Origin of the sequence: Novosphingobium hassiacum, from assembly GCF_014196055.1 — a bacterium.
GTDB lineage: Bacteria > Pseudomonadota > Alphaproteobacteria > Sphingomonadales > Sphingomonadaceae > Novosphingobium > Novosphingobium hassiacum.
Window position 1 is genome coordinate 41,152 of the sequence record NZ_JACICY010000015.1, and the last position, 16,646, is coordinate 57,797.

Sequence of the window (16,646 nt, forward strand, 5' to 3'; positions counted from 1 at the left end):
CGTTCCCGAAGGATCGATCGATGAACCTTTCCCATCTTGAAACCGCCACCGCCGACAGCCTTGCGCCTGTTCTGCTTGCCGCTCTCCATCGCCTTGGTCGGCTCGGCCGAGAAGGTGCCGTCGCACTCGCCCGGCTCGCTGGAGATGATGACGCCGATTTCGATGAGGCCGCTGAATGGATCGCTGACATTGCCCGCGGCGGTCTGTGCAGATGACGCGACGCACCACCGCATCGTTCCCGTACCTTCAGAAAGCCCGGTCCTCCTGCCGGGCTTTCGCCTTTCAGGAGATCCGCCATGACGGATTCAATACAGCCCCCCATCGACATGGACGCGCTCATGTCGAGATACGCCCTGTGGGAAGCGAGCGCCGCGGCTCTCGTTCCCGAGAACAAGGCGAAGCTCTTCGCCGGCCTCGCTTCGGCTCACATCACGCGCGTCATCGTCATCTTCGACGGCGAAGGTGACAGCGGACAGATCGAGGACATCACCGCCTATAAAGGGGATGAACAGGTCACTCTGCCCGACGCCAAAGTGGCCAGCCTCGATTTGCCCTATGGCGAAAGTCAGCCGGTCTTGCGCCATCATATTCCAGCAGATCGTGCGACGCTGCGCCAATCTCGATCATCTCGTCATTGCCGCAGCCTGGACCTGCACGAAGATGCGGCCCGATGGCTTTGGTGGCGGCGTCACCGTGGTGACGGCAGACGCTATCCTGTCGAGTTCGACCAGCGAAATGGAAGGCCGACTGCTCGACAGGGCCGACTATGGCGGCCTTGGTTGTGCGTCGGGTCACGGCAAGCATCCCGTGCTTATGCTCGACGAGGCAGAAGTCCGTTCGATGGTGGCGGATATTCAGCAGGCCTATGCCGAAACAGACGTTGCCACCGTGATGGTCGATGATGAGCAGATCCGGCAGGCATGCCTTGGCCTGATCCCGACCCTGGATCTCGATGAGCAGCTTCGCAGCCTCGAGTTCAGCGCCGCCATGGCGGCGATACGGATCGCCCGCGCCGCATCTGTCTGACCCTTTGTCCCTTCCCGCCTTCGAAAGCCCGGCCGTTCACGCCGGGCTTTTGCGTTTCAAGGAGCATCAAAATGTCTGCACTCCATATCTACGACAGCGCGCCGCTCGGCAGCCTGATCCGCTTCTCGAACGGCGAGCCGCGTCCGCCCTCGCGCTTCACCCGCAAACTCCGCGCATGGAACGACGAGAACGGCATGGGCCGCCTGGTCGAAAAGATGGCCGGCCGCGCGGGGGACTATCCCTCACCGGCGACCTTCGCGCTCCATCTCGGCAATTACGGCAGTCAGGGGACCATCCTCATGGTGGTCCGCCGGATCTACACGGTCGATAGCCGGCTCCGCTTCGAGATCGCCGACCAGCCCAAAGCCGGCATGGTGCGTATCCTTTCCCGCCGCGAGGGGCGTGAAGAATTGCACCATCTCGCGTCCGATATGACGGCGGCTGAGACCTGGTCGGCGGCGCATCGCTATCATGGTTCGGTCATGGAGGTCGTGACTGCCGCCGATAGGGTAGTGTCCCCTGCCCAGTTCGGGAGGGCGGCATGATGTCCGATGTGACGCAGACCAGCATCCGTCTGGGGGCGGCGCAGGGCGCCAAACCGCACTTCGTCCATGTCTACACCGTCATCCGGATCAAGGTGGCGGTCGATGCGGCGGGGCATCGCGCCGCGATGGAAGCCGCCGACGCGGTGCTGTTTGGAGATCGGCATGCCGTCCGGCTGAACCCTGCCCATCCAGCGGTCATCGATGCCGACTTTGTGGAGGAGGTCACCGAATATCTGGTCGATGAGGCCGCCGATCCCACTTTCGCGCTATCTCGCAGCTATGGTCCCGATTACGCGCCCCGCCGCGCGTGTGATGAGAGGAGGGCGGCATGAGCACTGTCGTTCCCGAATTTGGCAGGAGCGTCGAGGGGCATCTAGCGGCGCGGTGGGTGATATCGGCTATATGGCCGTCCCGTGCGCCTCAGGCCTGCGACTTGCGTCGGGTTGGCGCTTGCGTCGCCCGATCGCGCAATGGACCTGTGCCGATATCTTTGGCAGCGAAGGCACGGTTGCCGACGAAGCCGGATTCCGCGCCCATGTGGAGGCAATCGCCGTTCACCTCAATCAGCGAGCGTCTCTGGGGCGCAAGGAAGCGCGGCTGCGCGTCTCGACCCCGTGGGGTATGTCACAGAGTGCCACCATCTATGGGACAGGCATCGTGTTCCATTCGACCGCGTCGCATGGAGGTTTCAAGCTTGATCGTGGGCGGAACGCCGCACTCAATCCTGCGCTGCGCATCAAGGGTGGTTGGTATGAAGAAGATGGCGACTGGGCGCGGGTTGCGGCCGGTTATCCCGACCTCTTCACCGATCGCGAAAAGGCGCAGGCAGATCGGACGTTGCGCGACTGGGAGCCTGACGCGTGGGAGGCGGTCCATGACCGCACGCTCAGCGCCGAGGAGTCCTTCGTCCGCGACCGGCAGCGGTTCGAGTGCGAACATGCCAATGATTGGGTGGTGATCTCGGCGGTGCGATCTGATCTCTGTCCTGGCTTCGTCGAGACGGTTGCGACGATCGGCGGAAGTCGGGACCAGGTGGCGAAATGCCGATTTCTTGTGCCCGAAGGCGAATACTCGGCTGGAGCTCATGGGTTTGTGATCGATGCCGCCCGGCATCAAGCGATGTAAGTTTGAATTGTCGGTACGGTTTACCCGACTTTCCTTGCCAAGACGGGCCATTTTCATGCGCCGAAATAGGGCTTTCCAAACGGTCACCCTCCCGTTCGACTCATCCGCCTACAAACAGCGCTATTGTTCAGTCTGGCCGCGTTTCCGCCTGCGTAGTTTCCGCCGCATCGATCGCAGGTTGAACCAGCGGAACCGCCAGTCGATTCGCCGATCTCGCTGAAACGTCGCGAGCACTTCGGCCGGATTGCGCATAGGCAGATCCGGGCACTGCCGACCTGCTATGTCGCTTCGCAGGAACTGGAACAAATGTTGAAACACAGCCTTGGCTTCCTTGACCTCGCCCGCTGCCAGCATTTCATCGACATAGGCCTCAAGGACGATCGGCGCGGCGGCAAGCTGCCGTAGGGCGACGTCATCCTGCCGTCCCAGGTTCACGACATTGGCGACGCGGCTTTGCAGGCAATGCAGCGGATGCATGACGGGCAGCGCGAGTTCGTCGACACCGTCGCCATTTACGGGAACAATCAGTTCGACCGCGTTGCGTTCCAGCGCATTCGCCCGTACGCCCATCACGTTGCTAAGAAAGTCGATCTCAAGATCGATACCGTCGATGGTCGCTGTTACGACGGCGGAATTGGGAGTGTGGTCGTCCGGACCCGGATAGTGAACTTTCCCCTTTAGCGCACTCGCCAGCTTCTTCGCTGCCTCTCGGTGCCCGAAATAGTCCAGATCTTTGGAGGTAAAAGGGCCGAAGGCAATCAGTTCCTCGCGCTGGGGCGCATAACGCTCGGCCCAGAGATTGAGAGCCTGCCCGCCGATGATGAAGGCATTGTCTTCGAGTCCCAGGACTGCGGCGAGCTTGATAACGGTCGTGCGAGCCAGCGGCTCCTTGCGATCACCCGCCAATCACTTGCCGTCTGCGAATGGAAGCGGCTGCAAGATTGAGCGATGAAAACGCACCATTGGCAACCCGCAGTTCTTCGCGTGACACATGGCCGTCACGCAGGTCAGACTCGTCCTTCGCGCGCGAGGCTTCCTTCGCGCGCTGACGATCCGAAAAGCTGTAACGGCTATTCTGCTGCATTTTATGCTCCAAGCCTCATTGTAGCTCATGGACGTTAGTAGTCAATGAACGCGCTGGACGGCAGGGATTTCCCTCGATCCAGATGGATACTCTCTCTGCCACATACCACCCCTTGAGAAAAGTTTGCATCAAGGTCCGGTGCTGACGGTGAGGCAGGCTAACCGCGTTCCCGGTGCCCGAAATAGTCCAGACCCTTTGAGGTGGAGAGGCAGAGGAAAGGCGGGATGGGGAGCCCGGCCGGGAATAGAGAGAGCGTCCGGCGGGCATCGCCCTTTCGCGCGCTCCCGGAGACCTTCCCCCATGACCGATATCCTGTCCGACGCAGCGCTGCGCGCTGCGCCCTTCCCGGCCGCGTCCAGCTTCGCGGCATGCGCTGCGGCTATCCGCATGGCCGCATCCCGCTTGCTGCCGACGCTCGAGGCCGGCCGCCCGCTTGACGCCGGCGCGCTGCGCACCGCAATGACCGTGGCTTTCGGAGGCACCGACGCCGAGGGCTGCTGGGATTGGAAGACCGCCTATGAAGCCTGTGAGGCGGCCGAGATCCTGTTCCTGCACCGCTATGGCCAGACGATTGTCGGCCGTGCGCCCGCAATCGCGTTGGCGCTGATCGAACGGGTGGCTGCCCTGCTGCCGACGCATACCCGCCGTTCGGAGACGTCTCAGGCGCTCCAGCAATATTCGACCCCGCCGGGTCTCGCCTATGTCGCCGCGATTGCGGCCTCGCTCAACCCTGCCGATCATGTGCTGGAACCGTCCGCCGGCACCGGCATGCTCGCCGCTCATGCGCTGCTGGCGCGGGCAGGCCTGACGCTCAACGAACTTGCTGAGACCCGTGCCGAACTGCTCGGCCATCTGTTTCCGGAGATCGCCGTCTCGCGGCACGACGCCGCTTCGATCGATGACCGGCTGCCGACCGCGATTCGCCCGACGGTGGTGCTGATGAACCCGCCTTTCTCGGCCGTCGCCCATGTCGACCGAACGATGAAGGATGCGGCCTTGCGCCATATCGCTTCCGCGCTGGCGCGGCTCGAACCCGGCGGACGTCTGGTCGCGATCACCGGCGCGAGCTGTTCGCCCGACGCGCCTGCCTGGCGTGATGCGTTCGCGCGGTTGCAGGAGACCGGGCGCATCGTGTTCACCGCCGCGATCGACGGCAAAGTCTATGCAAAGCACGGCACGACCATCGACACGCGCCTGACCGTAATCGACAAGGTTCCGGCTGACGCCCCCGTCGCGCTGCCCGCGAGCGCGGGGATCGCGCCCGACACCGCCACACTGCTGGGCTGGGTGCTGGATCAGGTGCCGCCGCGCTCGCCGGTCACGCCGCCCCCGGCAGCCGCGCTCCCGATCTCGGCGGTGACACCTTCAGCTGCTGCCAAGATCCGGGTTGTAACGCCGCAGCGCGATCCGTCCGAAAGCCAGGTCGAAGCGGCCGAACTGGTCTACGAGACAGTGGACTGGATGCCGCCCGCCGAACGCCTGGGCAACAGCATTTACGAGCCCTATACGCTCCAGTCGGTCACGATCCCGGGCGCGGGCGCGCATCCGACGCCGCTGGTGCAGTCCGCGGCGATGGCTTCGGTCGCGCCGCCCAAGCCCGCTTACCGGCCGCATCTCCCGCCGCAGCTCGCCCTGCTCGGCATCTTGTCTGACGCCCAGCTTGAATCCGTCATCTACGCTGGTGAGGCCCATGCGGGGTATCTCTCGGGCGCGTGGAGGGTCGATGCGACCTGTGATATCGTAACCGCTGCGCCAGATGATGCTGACGGCGTCGTGAAGTTCCGGCGCGGCTGGTTCCTCGGTGACGGCACCGGCGCGGGCAAGGGTCGGCAGGTGGCCGCGATCATCCTCGACAATTGGCTCAAGGGCCGGCGCAAGGCGCTTTGGCTGTCGGTCTCGGATCGACTGCTCGAGGACGCGCAGCGCGACTGGTCCGCGCTCGGGCAGGAACGGCTGCTGGTCACACCGCTCTCGCGGTTCAAGCAGGGTAGCGCCATTCGCCTCGACGAAGGCGTGCTGTTCACCACCTATGCAACACTGCGCTCGCAGGAACGGGGCGGCAAGAAGTCACGGGTCGACCAGATCGTCGAATGGCTCGGTGCCGATTTCGACGGGGCGATCATATTCGATGAAGCCCATGCGATGGCCAATGCCGCCGGCGGCAAGGGCGCACGCGGCGACGTCGCCCCGTCGCAGCAGGGGCGTGCAGGTCTGCGGCTTCAGCACGCACTGCCCAATGCGCGGATCGTCTATGTCTCGGCGACCGGGGCTACCACCGTGCAGAACCTCGCCTACGCGCAGCGCCTCGGCCTCTGGGGCGGTGATGACTTCCCCTTCGCGATGCGCGGCGAGTTCGTCACCGCGATCGAGAATGGCGGGGTCGCCGCGATGGAGGTCCTGGCGCGGGATTTGAAGGCGCTCGGACTCTATACTGCCCGCTCGTTGTCCTTCGACGGCGTGGAATATGAGATGCTGGAGCATAAGCTCAGCTCCGAGCAGGTCCGCATTTATGACAGCTATGCCTCGGCGTTCGAGGTGATCCATAACAATCTCGACGCCGCGCTCGAAGCCGCCGGTGTCACCAGTTCCGCCCACGGCACGCTGAACCGTCAGGCCAAGGCCGCCGCCAAATCCGCCTATCAGGGGATGCTCCAGCGTTTCTTCAACCATCTCATCACCAGCATGCAGACGCCTGCCGTCATTGCCAGCATCGAGCGCGATCTCGTCACCGGTCATGCGGCCGTGGTGCAGATCGTCTCGACCGGCGAAGCGATGCAGGAGCGCCGCCTTGCGGAAATCCCCGCCGACGAATGGAACGACGTCTCGGTGGACATCACGCCGAGGGATGGCGTTCTCTCCTACCTCCAGCACAGTTTCCCCGTGCAGATCTACGAGCCGTTCACCGACGGCGATGGTAATCTCTCTTCCCGGCCGGTGACCGACGAGGAAGGCAATCCGGTGGTCAATCGTGAGGCGGTCCGTCGCCGCGACGACCTGATCGAGCGGCTCGCAGCCTTGCCGCCGGTTCCGGGGGCGCTCGACCAGATCGTGCAGCATTTCGGGACGGAGATGGTGGCGGAGGTCACGGGCCGGTCGCGCCGCGTGGTGCCGAAACGGAATGATGATGGCACCGTGCGCTTCGCGGTCGAAAACCGTCCGGCCTCGGCGGCGCTGCACGAGACCGATGCCTTCCAGAGCGATCAGAAGCGCATCCTCGTCTTCTCGGAAGCAGGTGGCACGGGCCGTTCCTATCATGCCGATCTCGGCGCGGTGAACCAGCGCCGCCGCATCCATTATCTGCTCGAAGCGGGCTGGAAAGCCGATGCGGCGATCCAGGGCTTCGGGCGCACCAATCGCACCAACCAGAAGCAGCCGCCGCTATTCAGGCCGGTCTCGACCGATGTGAAAGCGCAGAAGCGCTTTATCTCGACCATCGCCCGGCGTCTGGATTCGCTCGGCGCGATCACGCGCGGTCAGCGCCAGACTGGCGGGCAGAATATGTTCAGCGCAACTGACAATCTGGAAAGCTGGTATGCGCGCGATGCGTTGCGCCAGCTCTATGTCCTGCTCGCACGCGGCAAGGTCGAGGGCTGTTCGCTCGCCCGCTTCGAAGGGGCGACGGGCCTGTCGCTGCTCGACAGCGAGGGCGGGCTCAAGGACGAGCTGCCCGGCATCAACACCTTCCTCAACCGGATGCTGGCGTTGGCTGTCGCGATGCAGAACCTGCTGTTCGAGGCGTTCGAAGGCTTGCTGACGGCCCGGATCGAACAGGCGCAGGCATCAGGGAGCTACGAGGTCGGGCTGGAAACTCTGCAGGCAGAGAGCTTCCGCATCGTCGGGCGTGCGCCGATCTACACCCATCCGGGCACGGGCGCGCAGACCGCGCTGCTGACGATCGAGCGCAAGGATCGGCTCATGCCGCTGTCGCTCGACGATGCCCTTGCGCAAGCCGACGATCGTGGGGCGAAGCTGCTGGTCAATGCCAGGACCGGCAAGGCGGGCATCCAGCGCCGGGCGCGCAGCGTGACCGATGATGACGGTGCGGTCCATCCGCGGGTACGCCTGGTATGGCCGCTCACCGACGCTGTGATCCCGGCCGAGACACTGGGTTCAAGCCACTGGGAGGAGGTCGATCGGGAGACGTTCAGTGCGGCGTGGCAGGCTGAGCTGGCTGGACTGCCCGAACATGAGACTTCGACCCTGCATATGGTCTCGGGGCTGCTGCTGCCAATCTGGAAGCTGCTTCCGAACGAATCGACCCGCGTCTACCGGCTCCAGAGCGATGACGGCGAGCGGGTTATCGGCCGTCGCGTCTCGCCGGCCTGGGCCGCGTGCGTCGCCAATAACGATGGTCCGGTGAAGCTCTCGGGCGAGGAATCGCTGGCTATGCTGATGTCGGGCGAAGCCGCGCTGCTTCTGGGGGGCAATCAGAAGCTCCAGCGGGTTCGCGCCATGAACGACTGGCGGATCGAACTGACTGGCTTCAACGATCTCGGCGTCGAGCGGCTGAAATCCTTTGGCTTGATCTCCGAGATCGTCTCGTGGAAGCTTCGCCTCTACGTGCCGACAGGGGCTGTCGGCGTTGGCGTGCTGGAGCGTCTGCTCGATCGTTTCCCGATCGAACGGATCTCGGCGCGTCAGGCCGCCTGAGGAGCCCCATGATGCCCCCCAGTCTAACAAGCAGTCCCGCCATCCAGATCGCGGCCGCCCTGGCCGACAATGCGGAAGCGGTATGTCGGCACTATCTCTCCAAGGGCCATCGCGAAGGCCGCTACTGGCTGGTCGGCGACGTGCGCAACACGCCGGGGCGCAGCCTCTATGTCCGTCTCTCCGCGTCCCCCGACGGGCGCGGAGCGGCGGGCAAGTGGACCGATGCGCAGTCGGGCGATCATGGCGACCTGCTCGACGTGATCGCCGCTACCAGGCAGTGTCGGACCATGCGCGAGACGCTCGATGAGGCCCGGCATTTCCTGAGCCTGCCGATGCCCATGCCGGCGACGGGGGCACCGTTACGACGTAACAAGGCTCCGACCGGAACGCCGGAGGCTGCGCGGCGCCTTTGCGCAGCGGCAAAACCTGTCGGCAGCAGCCTGGTCCGGACTTATCTCGCGTCCCGGCATATCACGAACCTCACCGGCTGCGAGGCGCTGCAATGCCATCCCCGTTGCTGGTATCGGGCATCGGGCGAGGACTTGCCCAATGTTCGCCCCGCGTGGCCGGCGATGATTGCCGCGGTCACCGATCTTCATGGCAGCATCACCGGGGTCCATCGTACCTGGCTCGCGCTCGACGGCTTCGCCAAGGCGCCGGTCGCCTATCCCCGCCGCGCCATGGGCGAGCTGCTCGGGCATGGGGTGCGGTTCGGGCGCGCTGGTGCGATCATGATGGCGGGCGAAGGCATCGAGACCATGTTGTCGCTGCGCCAGATTATGCCGGTGATGCCAGCAATCTCCGGGCTTTCCGCGGTTCATCTCGCCGCCATCCTGTTCCCGGCCGGTTTGCGCAGGCTCTATGTCGCCTGCGATGACGATCCCGCCGGTGCGGGGGCATTGAAGACATTGATCGAGCGGGCGCTCCCGGTCGGTATCGACGTCGTGCCGCTCGAGCCCAGACTCGGCGATTTCAACGACGACCTCATCGCCTTCGGGCGCGAGCGACTGGCGGCAGGGGTTCGGGCTCAACTCCGGCCTGACGATGCCATGCATTTCCTGACGGGTGGTTGAAGGGGCGGCGGATCACAGCTTGTGGGTCGGTGGATCATCGCCATCGTCTCCAACCTGTCGGGACGCCGCGCTCTCGGCCTTCGGGAGAGGGCGACTGCGGCAAACGGTCCGGGACGGCAATGGCGAGCGGGTGGCTATTTTCCGCCGGGGCGAGTCTTTTGGCGCATTGCCATTGCAAAAAACCGGTTCCCGCTTTTTTGCGCAATGCTGGGCAGCCCCTTTGCATCGCGAGACAAAATAGCCACCCGCCCGCCATCCTCCACATGCGTTCCGGCCGCGCCCGATGGGACGCGGTGCAGTCCCGTTCCGCATGCCGCACATCGTCGCCACGAAGGCCGCGAGAGGCGCGGCTGACAGGCAGGACACTCCATCATGGCGATCCACGACGAACCCCAACACAATGACCCGCAACCCGGCTCCACCGCCTACCTCCTTCAGGAAATGCAGCTTTACGGTCATCGGCCTTATGAGGATGAACCCGACCATCGCCCGCTGCCGGACGATCGCATCGCGGGCGGCGCGGTCGCCGAGATGTTCGACGCGCTGGTCTCCTGCCTGATCGACACGCGGATCGAACCCGACCTCGAGGATCTCGCCTGGGGCATCGTCAATGTCTTCCATCGCGCCGGGGAGCGGATCGAGCGCGAACTCGACGACAACGAGCAGGCGCAGAAACGCTTCCAGCGAGAACAGGATGGCAGCGAGGTCAAGTCGGTCGAACTCGAACGCAAGATTGCCGAGGGCATCACCATGATCGAACGGCGAGACACGATGGAATTTTTCCGCGACGCCGCCGCCGACCAGTTCCGCATCCATCTGCGCAAGCCCTGGCTCCCCCGTTCCGGCCCGATGGTCAATCACAAGACACTGACCTCGGCGGTGCTCGACAGCCGCAAGCACATCGATCGGCGCGACTATCAAAAGCAGCGGCTGCTCGATCCCGATGGCGTGCGTATCGCCTTCACCGGAGGCGCCGATTTCAACGGCCATCAGCGCATCTATGCGGTACTCGACAAGGTCCATGCCCAGCTACCGACCATGATCCTGATGCACGGTGCGACGCCGACCGGCGCGGAACGCATCGCCGCCTGCTGGGCACGCGACCGCAAGGTTCCCCAGGATCCCTATCGTCCCGACTGGAACCGGCACAAGAAGGCCGCCCCCTTCAAGCGCAACGATGCGATGCTCGAAGCTTGCCCCAAGGGTGTGATCATCTTCCCCGGCACCGGTATCCAGGACAACCTTGCTGACAAGGCCCGCAAGTTGGGCATCCGGATCTGGGATTTTCGCAAGCGGTCGGGATGATTGGCGGGCGGAAACGAAACAAGAACACATGCCTTGCATTTGTGATTGTCGACGCATTATTCCTGAATGCCGACCGGCGATCCTTGCCGGATTCGGCCAAGGAACCTTATCGATGATAGGCAAGGCCGCTCGCAACGCCGAGCTTGAGAGACTTCACAGCGGCGGTGCCAGTTATGCGGCGCTCGGTCGCCAGTTCAGCTTGACGCCAGCGCGGGTGGCACAGGTGATCGCCAGGGTCAGGCGAATGCGCAAGACCCTTGCCCTTCGGCTGGATGCGCCTCTGCAGCATACGACATGAGCGCCTTGCTCACACCGGCGGATAGACAGCCGCGCTGCCTGTGGTGCGCGGCTTCGGCCGATTACATCGCCTATCATGACAGCGAATGGGGATTCCCGGTCGACGATGATCGGCGCTTGTTCGAAAAGCTTTCCCTCGAAGGTTTCCAGTCCGGTCTTTCCTGGCGGACCATTCTCACCAAGCGCGAGAATTTCCGTGCCGCTTTCGCCGGGTTCGATTTCAACAGGGTCGCCCGGTTCACCGAGGCCGAAGTAGAGCGGTTGCTGCAGGACGAAGGCATTGTGCGCCATCGCGGCAAGATCGAGGCGGTGATCAACAATGCCGCTCGCGCGCAGGCGTTGGTGCGCGAGGCGGGATCGCTCGCCGCCTACGTCTGGAGCTTCGATCCCAAGGGTGACGATATCCCTTATCTCGCCTCGACCTCGTCGGTGTCGGTGGCAATGTCCAAGGATCTCAAGAAGCGCGGCTGGGCTTTCGTCGGCCCCACCACGGTCCATGCCTTCATGCAGGCGATGGGTCTCATCAACGATCACGCCGAGGGCTGCGTCATCCGCGCCAGGGTGCAGCGCGCCCGCGAGGCGTTCCGGCGGCCGGGCTGATCGCTCCTTCGCGGATATCGTCCGGTGCCTGCGCGATGGCGCGGAGGGTGCTGAAGTCCGGCGCAATGAGACACCGGTCACCGTTGCCAATGGCTGCGAGAGAAGATCGAGACGGCTACGCTTTTCACTGCCGTGCCTTGTGCGCGGCGGGCTCATGAGATGACCTTCGGGCGGGCGTGGACATGTCAATCAACGATGGTGCGGGAACGGAAGGCCGGCGCGGGCCATCGCAGCCGTACTTCGGGCGAGACCAGCCATAGCCAAAGCGGATATTCCTCGGCTGCTGGGCACCAACCCCTCTTCTGTCGCCTGATACGAGCCTCGGCCGCCTTGGGCCGTCAACCCCGCGAGGGGGTTCCCCTTCGCTGACGCTCCGGTGACGTCGGCGGCCGGTCTCTCCTGTGGGCGCCATCGGGGATGGTCCCCGAGCAACCTCAAGGAGATTTCGTCATGGCCACGATCGCCAACCTCACCGTGAAGAACGACGGCAGCATGGAGGGCATGCTCGCCACCCTGACCGTCCAGGCTCCGATCGCCATCATCCTCAACGGCCGCAAGACCAAGGACAGCGAGCCCGACTATCGCATCTTCAGCCGCAAGACCGGCTATGAGCTGGGCGGTGGCTGGAATCGCTTCTCGCAGACCACTGGTGCCGAATATACCTCGGTGTCGCTGACGGCGCCGGAGTTCGACGCCCCCATCTACGGCAATATTGCCAATGCGCCGGGCGACGATCCGGCCAAGAAGGTCATCATCTGGAATCCGCCGGCCTGACCCCCAAGGCCCGCGGCGGCCCCGCCTTCGGGCGGGGCCGAAAGTCTTTCAGCCCAAATTCCAGGGAAGATGAGGCCATGAGCCGTTATGTTGTCACTGTCCGATCTGCCGAGGCGACGGACCCCCATGCCGTCATCGGCTACGACTGCCCGATGCGCACCTATTTCCTTCAGGCGTTCGACGAGGACCGGCGCGCTGCGCCGGGCCTGTGGCTCGGAACGCGCTTCGACGAATTTCCACGCCTCGGCGCGCTGATCGCCGCCGCCAGCGCGCGCGGCGTCATGCTCGCCGATCTGGCCGACGAGGATATCACTGCCATGGCGCGCGAAGCGGCCGTGCCGTCGCGACCCTCGCTGGCCGCACACCATAACTGGTGTGTTTGTTGATGAAGCCTGTCACCGGGGCAGGGGCGACTTGCTCCGGTTTGACTTTTCGCTGACGGCCACTCGTTGCGGACCTGCGCTGCGGGCAAGGCGCACCACTTCGCTGAAGCGCGCCTTGGCGTTTTCAGCGTCCAGCCTCGCGCGCAGAAAACGGCATTTCGTTTGACATGTCCGGTCGGTGTCGTCCCTGCCATGTCGTGCTCCATCTGGGCAGCTGGTCAGATCATGCACATGACCGCATACCGCAATGCGGGTGTCGCCAGAGGCGAGCGGCGAAACAGCGTGGCACGGAATGCTCTCCGGACAAGCGAAAGCCCAACCTCGCTCGTGTGTCGGCGCAGATCCCTGTGACCGAAACCCGGCCTCCTTCAATCAACCCGTGAAGGGTCCGCTACGCATCCGCGTGCGGCCGCCCGCAAGCGTGCGGTGATTGCGGCCAGGTCCCGGCCGGCGGGGCACCTGTCGAGCGGAGGATGGACTTCCGCTCCTCCCGACAGGAGTTCGATCCATGCCGCTCAAGACCGCCCAGTCGCTCGCCTGGAACCTCGCGAGGACGCTGATGACGATCATGGTCATCGTGCGGACCAGCCAAGGTTACGCGGTCATGCCCTGGGACGAGTTCGATAGCCATCCGGCTGAGCTGGTTCACGAATATGATCCCTTTTCCTCCTGATCGGAAAGGCGATCCCGCCAGTGCCGAAGCGAAACAATTGTCGTTTCGCTTCGGCTATTCAGTCGCTATGTTGCACCGGCAAGACAAGCGCTGTGGAGGTGGTGGCGGGCGCGTCCGACGATCATTCGTCATGCAAAGGACGCTGTTCATGACCATCTTTCTCGTTCTGGGCCTGTTTGCTGGCCTCTACATGCTCTGGCTGCTCTTCAGCCTCGCGGTCTATGCGCTGCCGCTCTATGCCGGTATCGGCTTGGCTTTCTGGATGCGTGGCGTGGGTTTTGGCTATGCGCCATCGATCCTTGCCGGCTTCGCGGCCGGTTTCGCGACTCTCTTTGCCGGGCAAATGCTCTTCACCTTGTACGCCTCGCCGCTGATGCGGCTCGCCGTCGCGCTCCTGTTCGCCGTGCCGGCCGGCGTTGCCGGATATCACGCAGTCCATGGCGTGATGGGTCTGGCGATCGTTCCCGGCGCAACGCTCACCGTCCTGAGCAGCCTTGGTGCAGCCCTGATCGCGGGTACGGCCTGGACGCGGCTTGCGGGCCTGGAGGCGGCGACACTTGCCACTGCGAAGTAAGTACGGGACGAGATGGCGCGAGGCGGGGGCGATCACAACGCGCGGATGGGCCATCGGCGCGTTCACATCGGCAGGCCCTGTTGCACCCCGGCCGGGCGACTGCGGTGAATTGCCGGCACAGTCAAGGGCCCACGGATGCGGGCCGGACGCTCGAGGTAATCTCTTTCCCGTCGTTCGCCGGGTCTCCTGATGCCGGATCGTCAGCCGGTTAGCCCCATTGCCCGCCGGAACCAAAGCGGCCTCGGTTCAATGCGCTTCATGCCGACAGGATCGCGTGCCGCTCGACGGGCTTGCCGCAACGGCCTTGCGCCCATTTTCGTCCCCCGGCGTGCCGCCGTTCCTCGCGGAACAAGAAACCGGGCGGTCGGCCGTCCTTGCGCTACGCTACGGGCCATAGGCTGCGGCGCCCGTCGCCTCTCGGCTTCCCTTGCGCATCGAGGCCGCGATGGTCGCGCCTCGGAGCAAAGGAACACAGGCAATGGCAAAGATCGGCAGCTTCAAGAAGGTTTCGGACGAACTTCGCGGTGAGATTGTCACCCTCTCTGTTCAGGCGAAATCTGTTCGCATCGTTCCCGACGTCCAGGCCAGCGGTAACGCGCCAAGCCACCGGGTCTTCATCGGCGAGGCCGAGGTCGGGGCTGGCTGGAGCAAGCGCACCCAGGACGATCGATCCTATCTCTCGATCAAGCTCGACGATCCCACTTTCGTTGCCCCGGTCTTCGCGCAGCTCTTCGCTGGCGAGAACGACGAATACGACTTGATCTGGACCCGTCAGGTCCGCCGCCAGCAGGACTGAACCGGAGCTCTGTCACCCGGCTTTCGGGCCGGGTGACGGTTTCCCTACTATACTAGGTGGCAGTATAGTAGGGATCACGCGACTGGCCCCGAATGGTACTTCGGGAGACTTTCGCTAAGAACTTGAGGCTGATGCGTCTTGCCGCCGGGCTGACGCAGGAGGAATTGGCGCATCGTGCGGGGTTCGATCGGAACTACGTCGGGAATCTGGAGCGTGGCAAGAACTCGCCGACGGTCGATACGCTCGAACGACTGGCGAGAGAGCTTGATATCCAGCCAGGAGCCTTCTTCGCCTACAGCCGCTAGGGGCTGGCCTACGTGGCTCGATTTTCGGGCGGACGATGCTATATACCGTTTGGTGGCCCACCGGGCCTGCGCCTATTCCGCTGGCATTCTCGAGCCATGGAATCCGGCGTGGGCTGACAGAGGCATCGCGGCATGAACAGCGCTTCGTTCAGCGAAACCCTACCGCATTGCGATCATGTCACCGACTACGATCTCAGCCATTTGCGCACCTATCTCCAACTCCTCGATATCGCTGCGCAAGGACGCATCGACTGGACTGAGGCCGTCTATCAGGTTTTCGAGATCGAACCGGCTGAGGACCCCGTCCGAGCGCGCCGCCTTTACGATGCCCATCTCGACCGGGCTCGCTGGATGACCCGACATGGCTATCGGCAATTGGCCGCGTTCGAGCGAACCGATCCGCGTTTTCGATAAGTCCAGTGCCTCTGCGCACGCCGCCCGTTACTCTTCGGGCTCTTTTTCCAGCTCCCGGAAAAGCCGATCCCCAAGACTTTCGACATACGGCAAAGATCTGGGAGGAACTTATGTCGCAGGAGGATAACGGACCGGCCAGTGACGACAAGGCTGTCCCTGACGAGCTGACGCTAGCCGAGTTTGCCGCCGAGTTCCTCCGGCGCAATCCCGACTATCAACAGGACTTTCAATCCCTGGCCGAGCAGGAGGCCCGGCCGGACGTCGCGGCCGCGCTCGCCCGGCGATGGGGGTTGCGATTTCGCCCTGGACCCGGCGCAACCCATTCCGCGGGACCGGCCGATCTGGCGAATTGACGAAGATCCCTACGTCGTCCTGATCGGCTCGGCGCCTGTCGGATTCGAAGGCGTCCGCTCAATCGAGGCGCAACAGTTGCCCGATGTTGTCCGACGCTTCACCAGCGAAGACGGCGAATACGTCGTTCTTGGCGCTGGCCCCAGGATAGTTCGCCTGCGTTTCGAGCCGAACATCGCGCAGCATGGCGCTATTCTGCTCCCCCGCGAACCATACGCTGCCATTCGCGCCGAGGCATCTCGGTGGCTTGTACGCTTGCTTGACGGAAGCGTGAGGGAGAATTCGCCCGAGGCCTCAATGTTGACGCCGTTTCGCAGGCTGCGCCTTGCCGCCTTGCTCAAGGTGCATGACATGCGCCACGTCGGAATCAGCCCGCGCAGGATCGCGGAACGGCTGATCAGTCCCGCACTGACATCATTGTCGGCCGCCGAATGGACGGAAAGCAAGGAGCGCAAACGCATTCGTCGCTGGAGTGCCGAGGCCAGCCGACTGGTCGCAGGCGGCTATCGCAATCTGTTGCATGGCGGCTGATCTCCACTGCGCGGGGGGGGGGGGGGGGGGGGGCCATTAATTTAAGCCGGGCAGTGCCGTTTTTTGGGGTGCCGGGCTGGTCCAGGCCACCCACCACCACCGCCCCCGGGCGCCCCCCACGGCGGCGTTTTGGCGGGGGC

General features: G+C 64.1%; 22 protein-coding genes and 1 pseudogene. 20 read left to right on the plus strand and 3 right to left on the minus strand.

All coding sequences use genetic code 11. The features are described 5' to 3' along the window. Window positions 1-20: 20 nt before the first annotated feature. The 6 genes and pseudogenes from GGQ88_RS18740 (at window position 21) to GGQ88_RS18765 (ending at window position 2,696) form a co-directional block, all read left to right on the plus strand. The gene (locus tag GGQ88_RS18740; RefSeq protein ID WP_183614997.1) at window positions 21-215 is read left to right on the plus strand and encodes a hypothetical protein; all 195 of its coding nucleotides are present in this window, start codon (window positions 21-23) and stop codon (window positions 213-215) included. 123 nt (window positions 216-338) lie between these two features. Further along, a pseudogene (locus tag GGQ88_RS21705) lies at window positions 339-518 on the plus strand (DUF6878 family protein); the annotation flags it as partial. An 82-nt stretch (window positions 519-600) separates the two neighbouring features. After that, window positions 601-1,026: a hypothetical protein gene (locus GGQ88_RS18750; RefSeq protein ID WP_183614999.1), complete on the plus strand. Its 426-nt coding sequence runs from the start codon at window positions 601-603 to the stop codon at window positions 1,024-1,026. Window positions 1,027-1,097: 71 nt separating this feature from the next. Beyond that, on the plus strand, window positions 1,098-1,571 hold the full coding sequence (locus GGQ88_RS18755; protein ID WP_183615000.1) for a hypothetical protein: 474 nt from the start codon (window positions 1,098-1,100) through the stop codon (window positions 1,569-1,571). Then, entirely contained in the window at window positions 1,568-1,903 is a 336-nt protein-coding gene (locus tag GGQ88_RS18760; protein WP_246386330.1) for a hypothetical protein, read from the plus strand. The genes GGQ88_RS18755 and GGQ88_RS18760 overlap by 4 nt, the downstream gene beginning before the upstream one ends. A gap of 118 nt (window positions 1,904-2,021) precedes the next feature. Then, window positions 2,022-2,696: a DUF7007 domain-containing protein gene (locus GGQ88_RS18765; protein ID WP_246386333.1), complete on the plus strand. Its 675-nt coding sequence runs from the start codon at window positions 2,022-2,024 to the stop codon at window positions 2,694-2,696. Window positions 2,697-2,816: 120 nt separating this feature from the next. On the opposite strand, the gene GGQ88_RS18770 is transcribed toward GGQ88_RS18765, so the two are convergent. Both GGQ88_RS18770 and GGQ88_RS18775 read right to left on the minus strand, forming a co-directional pair. After that, window positions 2,817-3,602 (minus strand): hypothetical protein, encoded by a 786-nt coding sequence (locus GGQ88_RS18770; RefSeq protein WP_183615001.1) that lies wholly within the window; start codon window positions 3,600-3,602, stop codon window positions 2,817-2,819. Beyond that, window positions 3,592-3,780 (minus strand): hypothetical protein, encoded by a 189-nt coding sequence (locus tag GGQ88_RS18775; RefSeq protein ID WP_183615002.1) that lies wholly within the window; start codon window positions 3,778-3,780, stop codon window positions 3,592-3,594. Before GGQ88_RS18775 ends, GGQ88_RS18770 begins: the two co-directional genes overlap by 11 nt. A 300-nt stretch (window positions 3,781-4,080) precedes the next feature. Between GGQ88_RS18775 and GGQ88_RS18780 the strand changes: the two genes are divergently transcribed. The 13 genes from GGQ88_RS18780 to GGQ88_RS18840 all read left to right on the plus strand — a co-directional run bounded on the left by GGQ88_RS18780 (window position 4,081) and on the right by GGQ88_RS18840 (window position 15,977). Further along, window positions 4,081-8,430, plus strand: coding sequence for a strawberry notch-like NTP hydrolase domain-containing protein (locus GGQ88_RS18780; protein WP_183615003.1), 4,350 nt, complete (start codon window positions 4,081-4,083; stop codon window positions 8,428-8,430). Window positions 8,431-8,438: 8 nt separating this feature from the next. Beyond that, window positions 8,439-9,503 carry a DUF7146 domain-containing protein gene (locus GGQ88_RS18785; protein ID WP_183615004.1) on the plus strand — a complete coding sequence of 355 codons (1,065 nt, stop codon included), beginning with the start codon at window positions 8,439-8,441 and terminating at the stop codon, window positions 9,501-9,503. 372 nt (window positions 9,504-9,875) lie between these two features. Continuing rightward, window positions 9,876-10,808, plus strand: a complete 933-nt coding sequence (locus GGQ88_RS18790; protein WP_183615005.1) for a DUF2493 domain-containing protein — start codon at window positions 9,876-9,878, stop codon at window positions 10,806-10,808. Between the two features lie 112 nt (window positions 10,809-10,920). After that, a complete protein-coding gene (locus GGQ88_RS18795) occupies window positions 10,921-11,106 on the plus strand; it encodes a hypothetical protein (protein ID WP_183615006.1) in 186 nt (61 codons plus the stop codon). After that, window positions 11,103-11,705 (plus strand): DNA-3-methyladenine glycosylase I, encoded by a 603-nt coding sequence (locus tag GGQ88_RS18800; RefSeq protein ID WP_183615007.1) that lies wholly within the window; start codon window positions 11,103-11,105, stop codon window positions 11,703-11,705. Before GGQ88_RS18795 ends, GGQ88_RS18800 begins: the two co-directional genes overlap by 4 nt. Before the next feature lie 450 nt (window positions 11,706-12,155). Beyond that, on the plus strand, window positions 12,156-12,479 hold the full coding sequence (locus GGQ88_RS18805; RefSeq protein ID WP_183615008.1) for a DUF736 domain-containing protein: 324 nt from the start codon (window positions 12,156-12,158) through the stop codon (window positions 12,477-12,479). A gap of 77 nt (window positions 12,480-12,556) precedes the next feature. Continuing rightward, a complete protein-coding gene (locus GGQ88_RS18810) occupies window positions 12,557-12,865 on the plus strand; it encodes a hypothetical protein (RefSeq protein ID WP_183615009.1) in 309 nt (102 codons plus the stop codon). Window positions 12,866-13,370: 505 nt separating this feature from the next. Further along, entirely contained in the window at window positions 13,371-13,535 is a 165-nt protein-coding gene (locus tag GGQ88_RS18815; protein WP_183615010.1) for a hypothetical protein, read from the plus strand. A gap of 148 nt (window positions 13,536-13,683) precedes the next feature. Beyond that, a complete protein-coding gene (locus GGQ88_RS18820; RefSeq protein ID WP_183615011.1) occupies window positions 13,684-14,109 on the plus strand; it encodes a hypothetical protein in 426 nt (141 codons plus the stop codon). A 478-nt stretch (window positions 14,110-14,587) separates the two neighbouring features. Then, window positions 14,588-14,905, plus strand: coding sequence for a DUF736 domain-containing protein (locus GGQ88_RS18825; protein ID WP_183615012.1), 318 nt, complete (start codon window positions 14,588-14,590; stop codon window positions 14,903-14,905). Window positions 14,906-14,997: 92 nt separating this feature from the next. Continuing rightward, window positions 14,998-15,210, plus strand: a complete 213-nt coding sequence (locus tag GGQ88_RS18830) for a helix-turn-helix domain-containing protein (protein ID WP_183615013.1) — start codon at window positions 14,998-15,000, stop codon at window positions 15,208-15,210. A gap of 132 nt (window positions 15,211-15,342) precedes the next feature. After that, window positions 15,343-15,624 (plus strand): DUF2285 domain-containing protein, encoded by a 282-nt coding sequence (locus tag GGQ88_RS18835; protein ID WP_183615014.1) that lies wholly within the window; start codon window positions 15,343-15,345, stop codon window positions 15,622-15,624. Between the two features lie 110 nt (window positions 15,625-15,734). Next, window positions 15,735-15,977, plus strand: a complete 243-nt coding sequence (locus GGQ88_RS18840; protein WP_183615015.1) for a transcriptional regulator domain-containing protein — start codon at window positions 15,735-15,737, stop codon at window positions 15,975-15,977. Window positions 15,978-16,035: 58 nt separating this feature from the next. On the opposite strand, the gene GGQ88_RS21590 is transcribed toward GGQ88_RS18840, so the two are convergent. Further along, entirely contained in the window at window positions 16,036-16,161 is a 126-nt protein-coding gene (locus GGQ88_RS21590; RefSeq protein ID WP_281372530.1) for a hypothetical protein, read from the minus strand. Window positions 16,162-16,170: 9 nt separating this feature from the next. On the opposite strand from GGQ88_RS21590, the gene GGQ88_RS21425 reads away from it, so the two are divergent. Then, window positions 16,171-16,506: a DUF2285 domain-containing protein gene (locus GGQ88_RS21425; RefSeq protein WP_281372529.1), complete on the plus strand. Its 336-nt coding sequence runs from the start codon at window positions 16,171-16,173 to the stop codon at window positions 16,504-16,506. Window positions 16,507-16,646 lie beyond the last annotated feature (140 nt).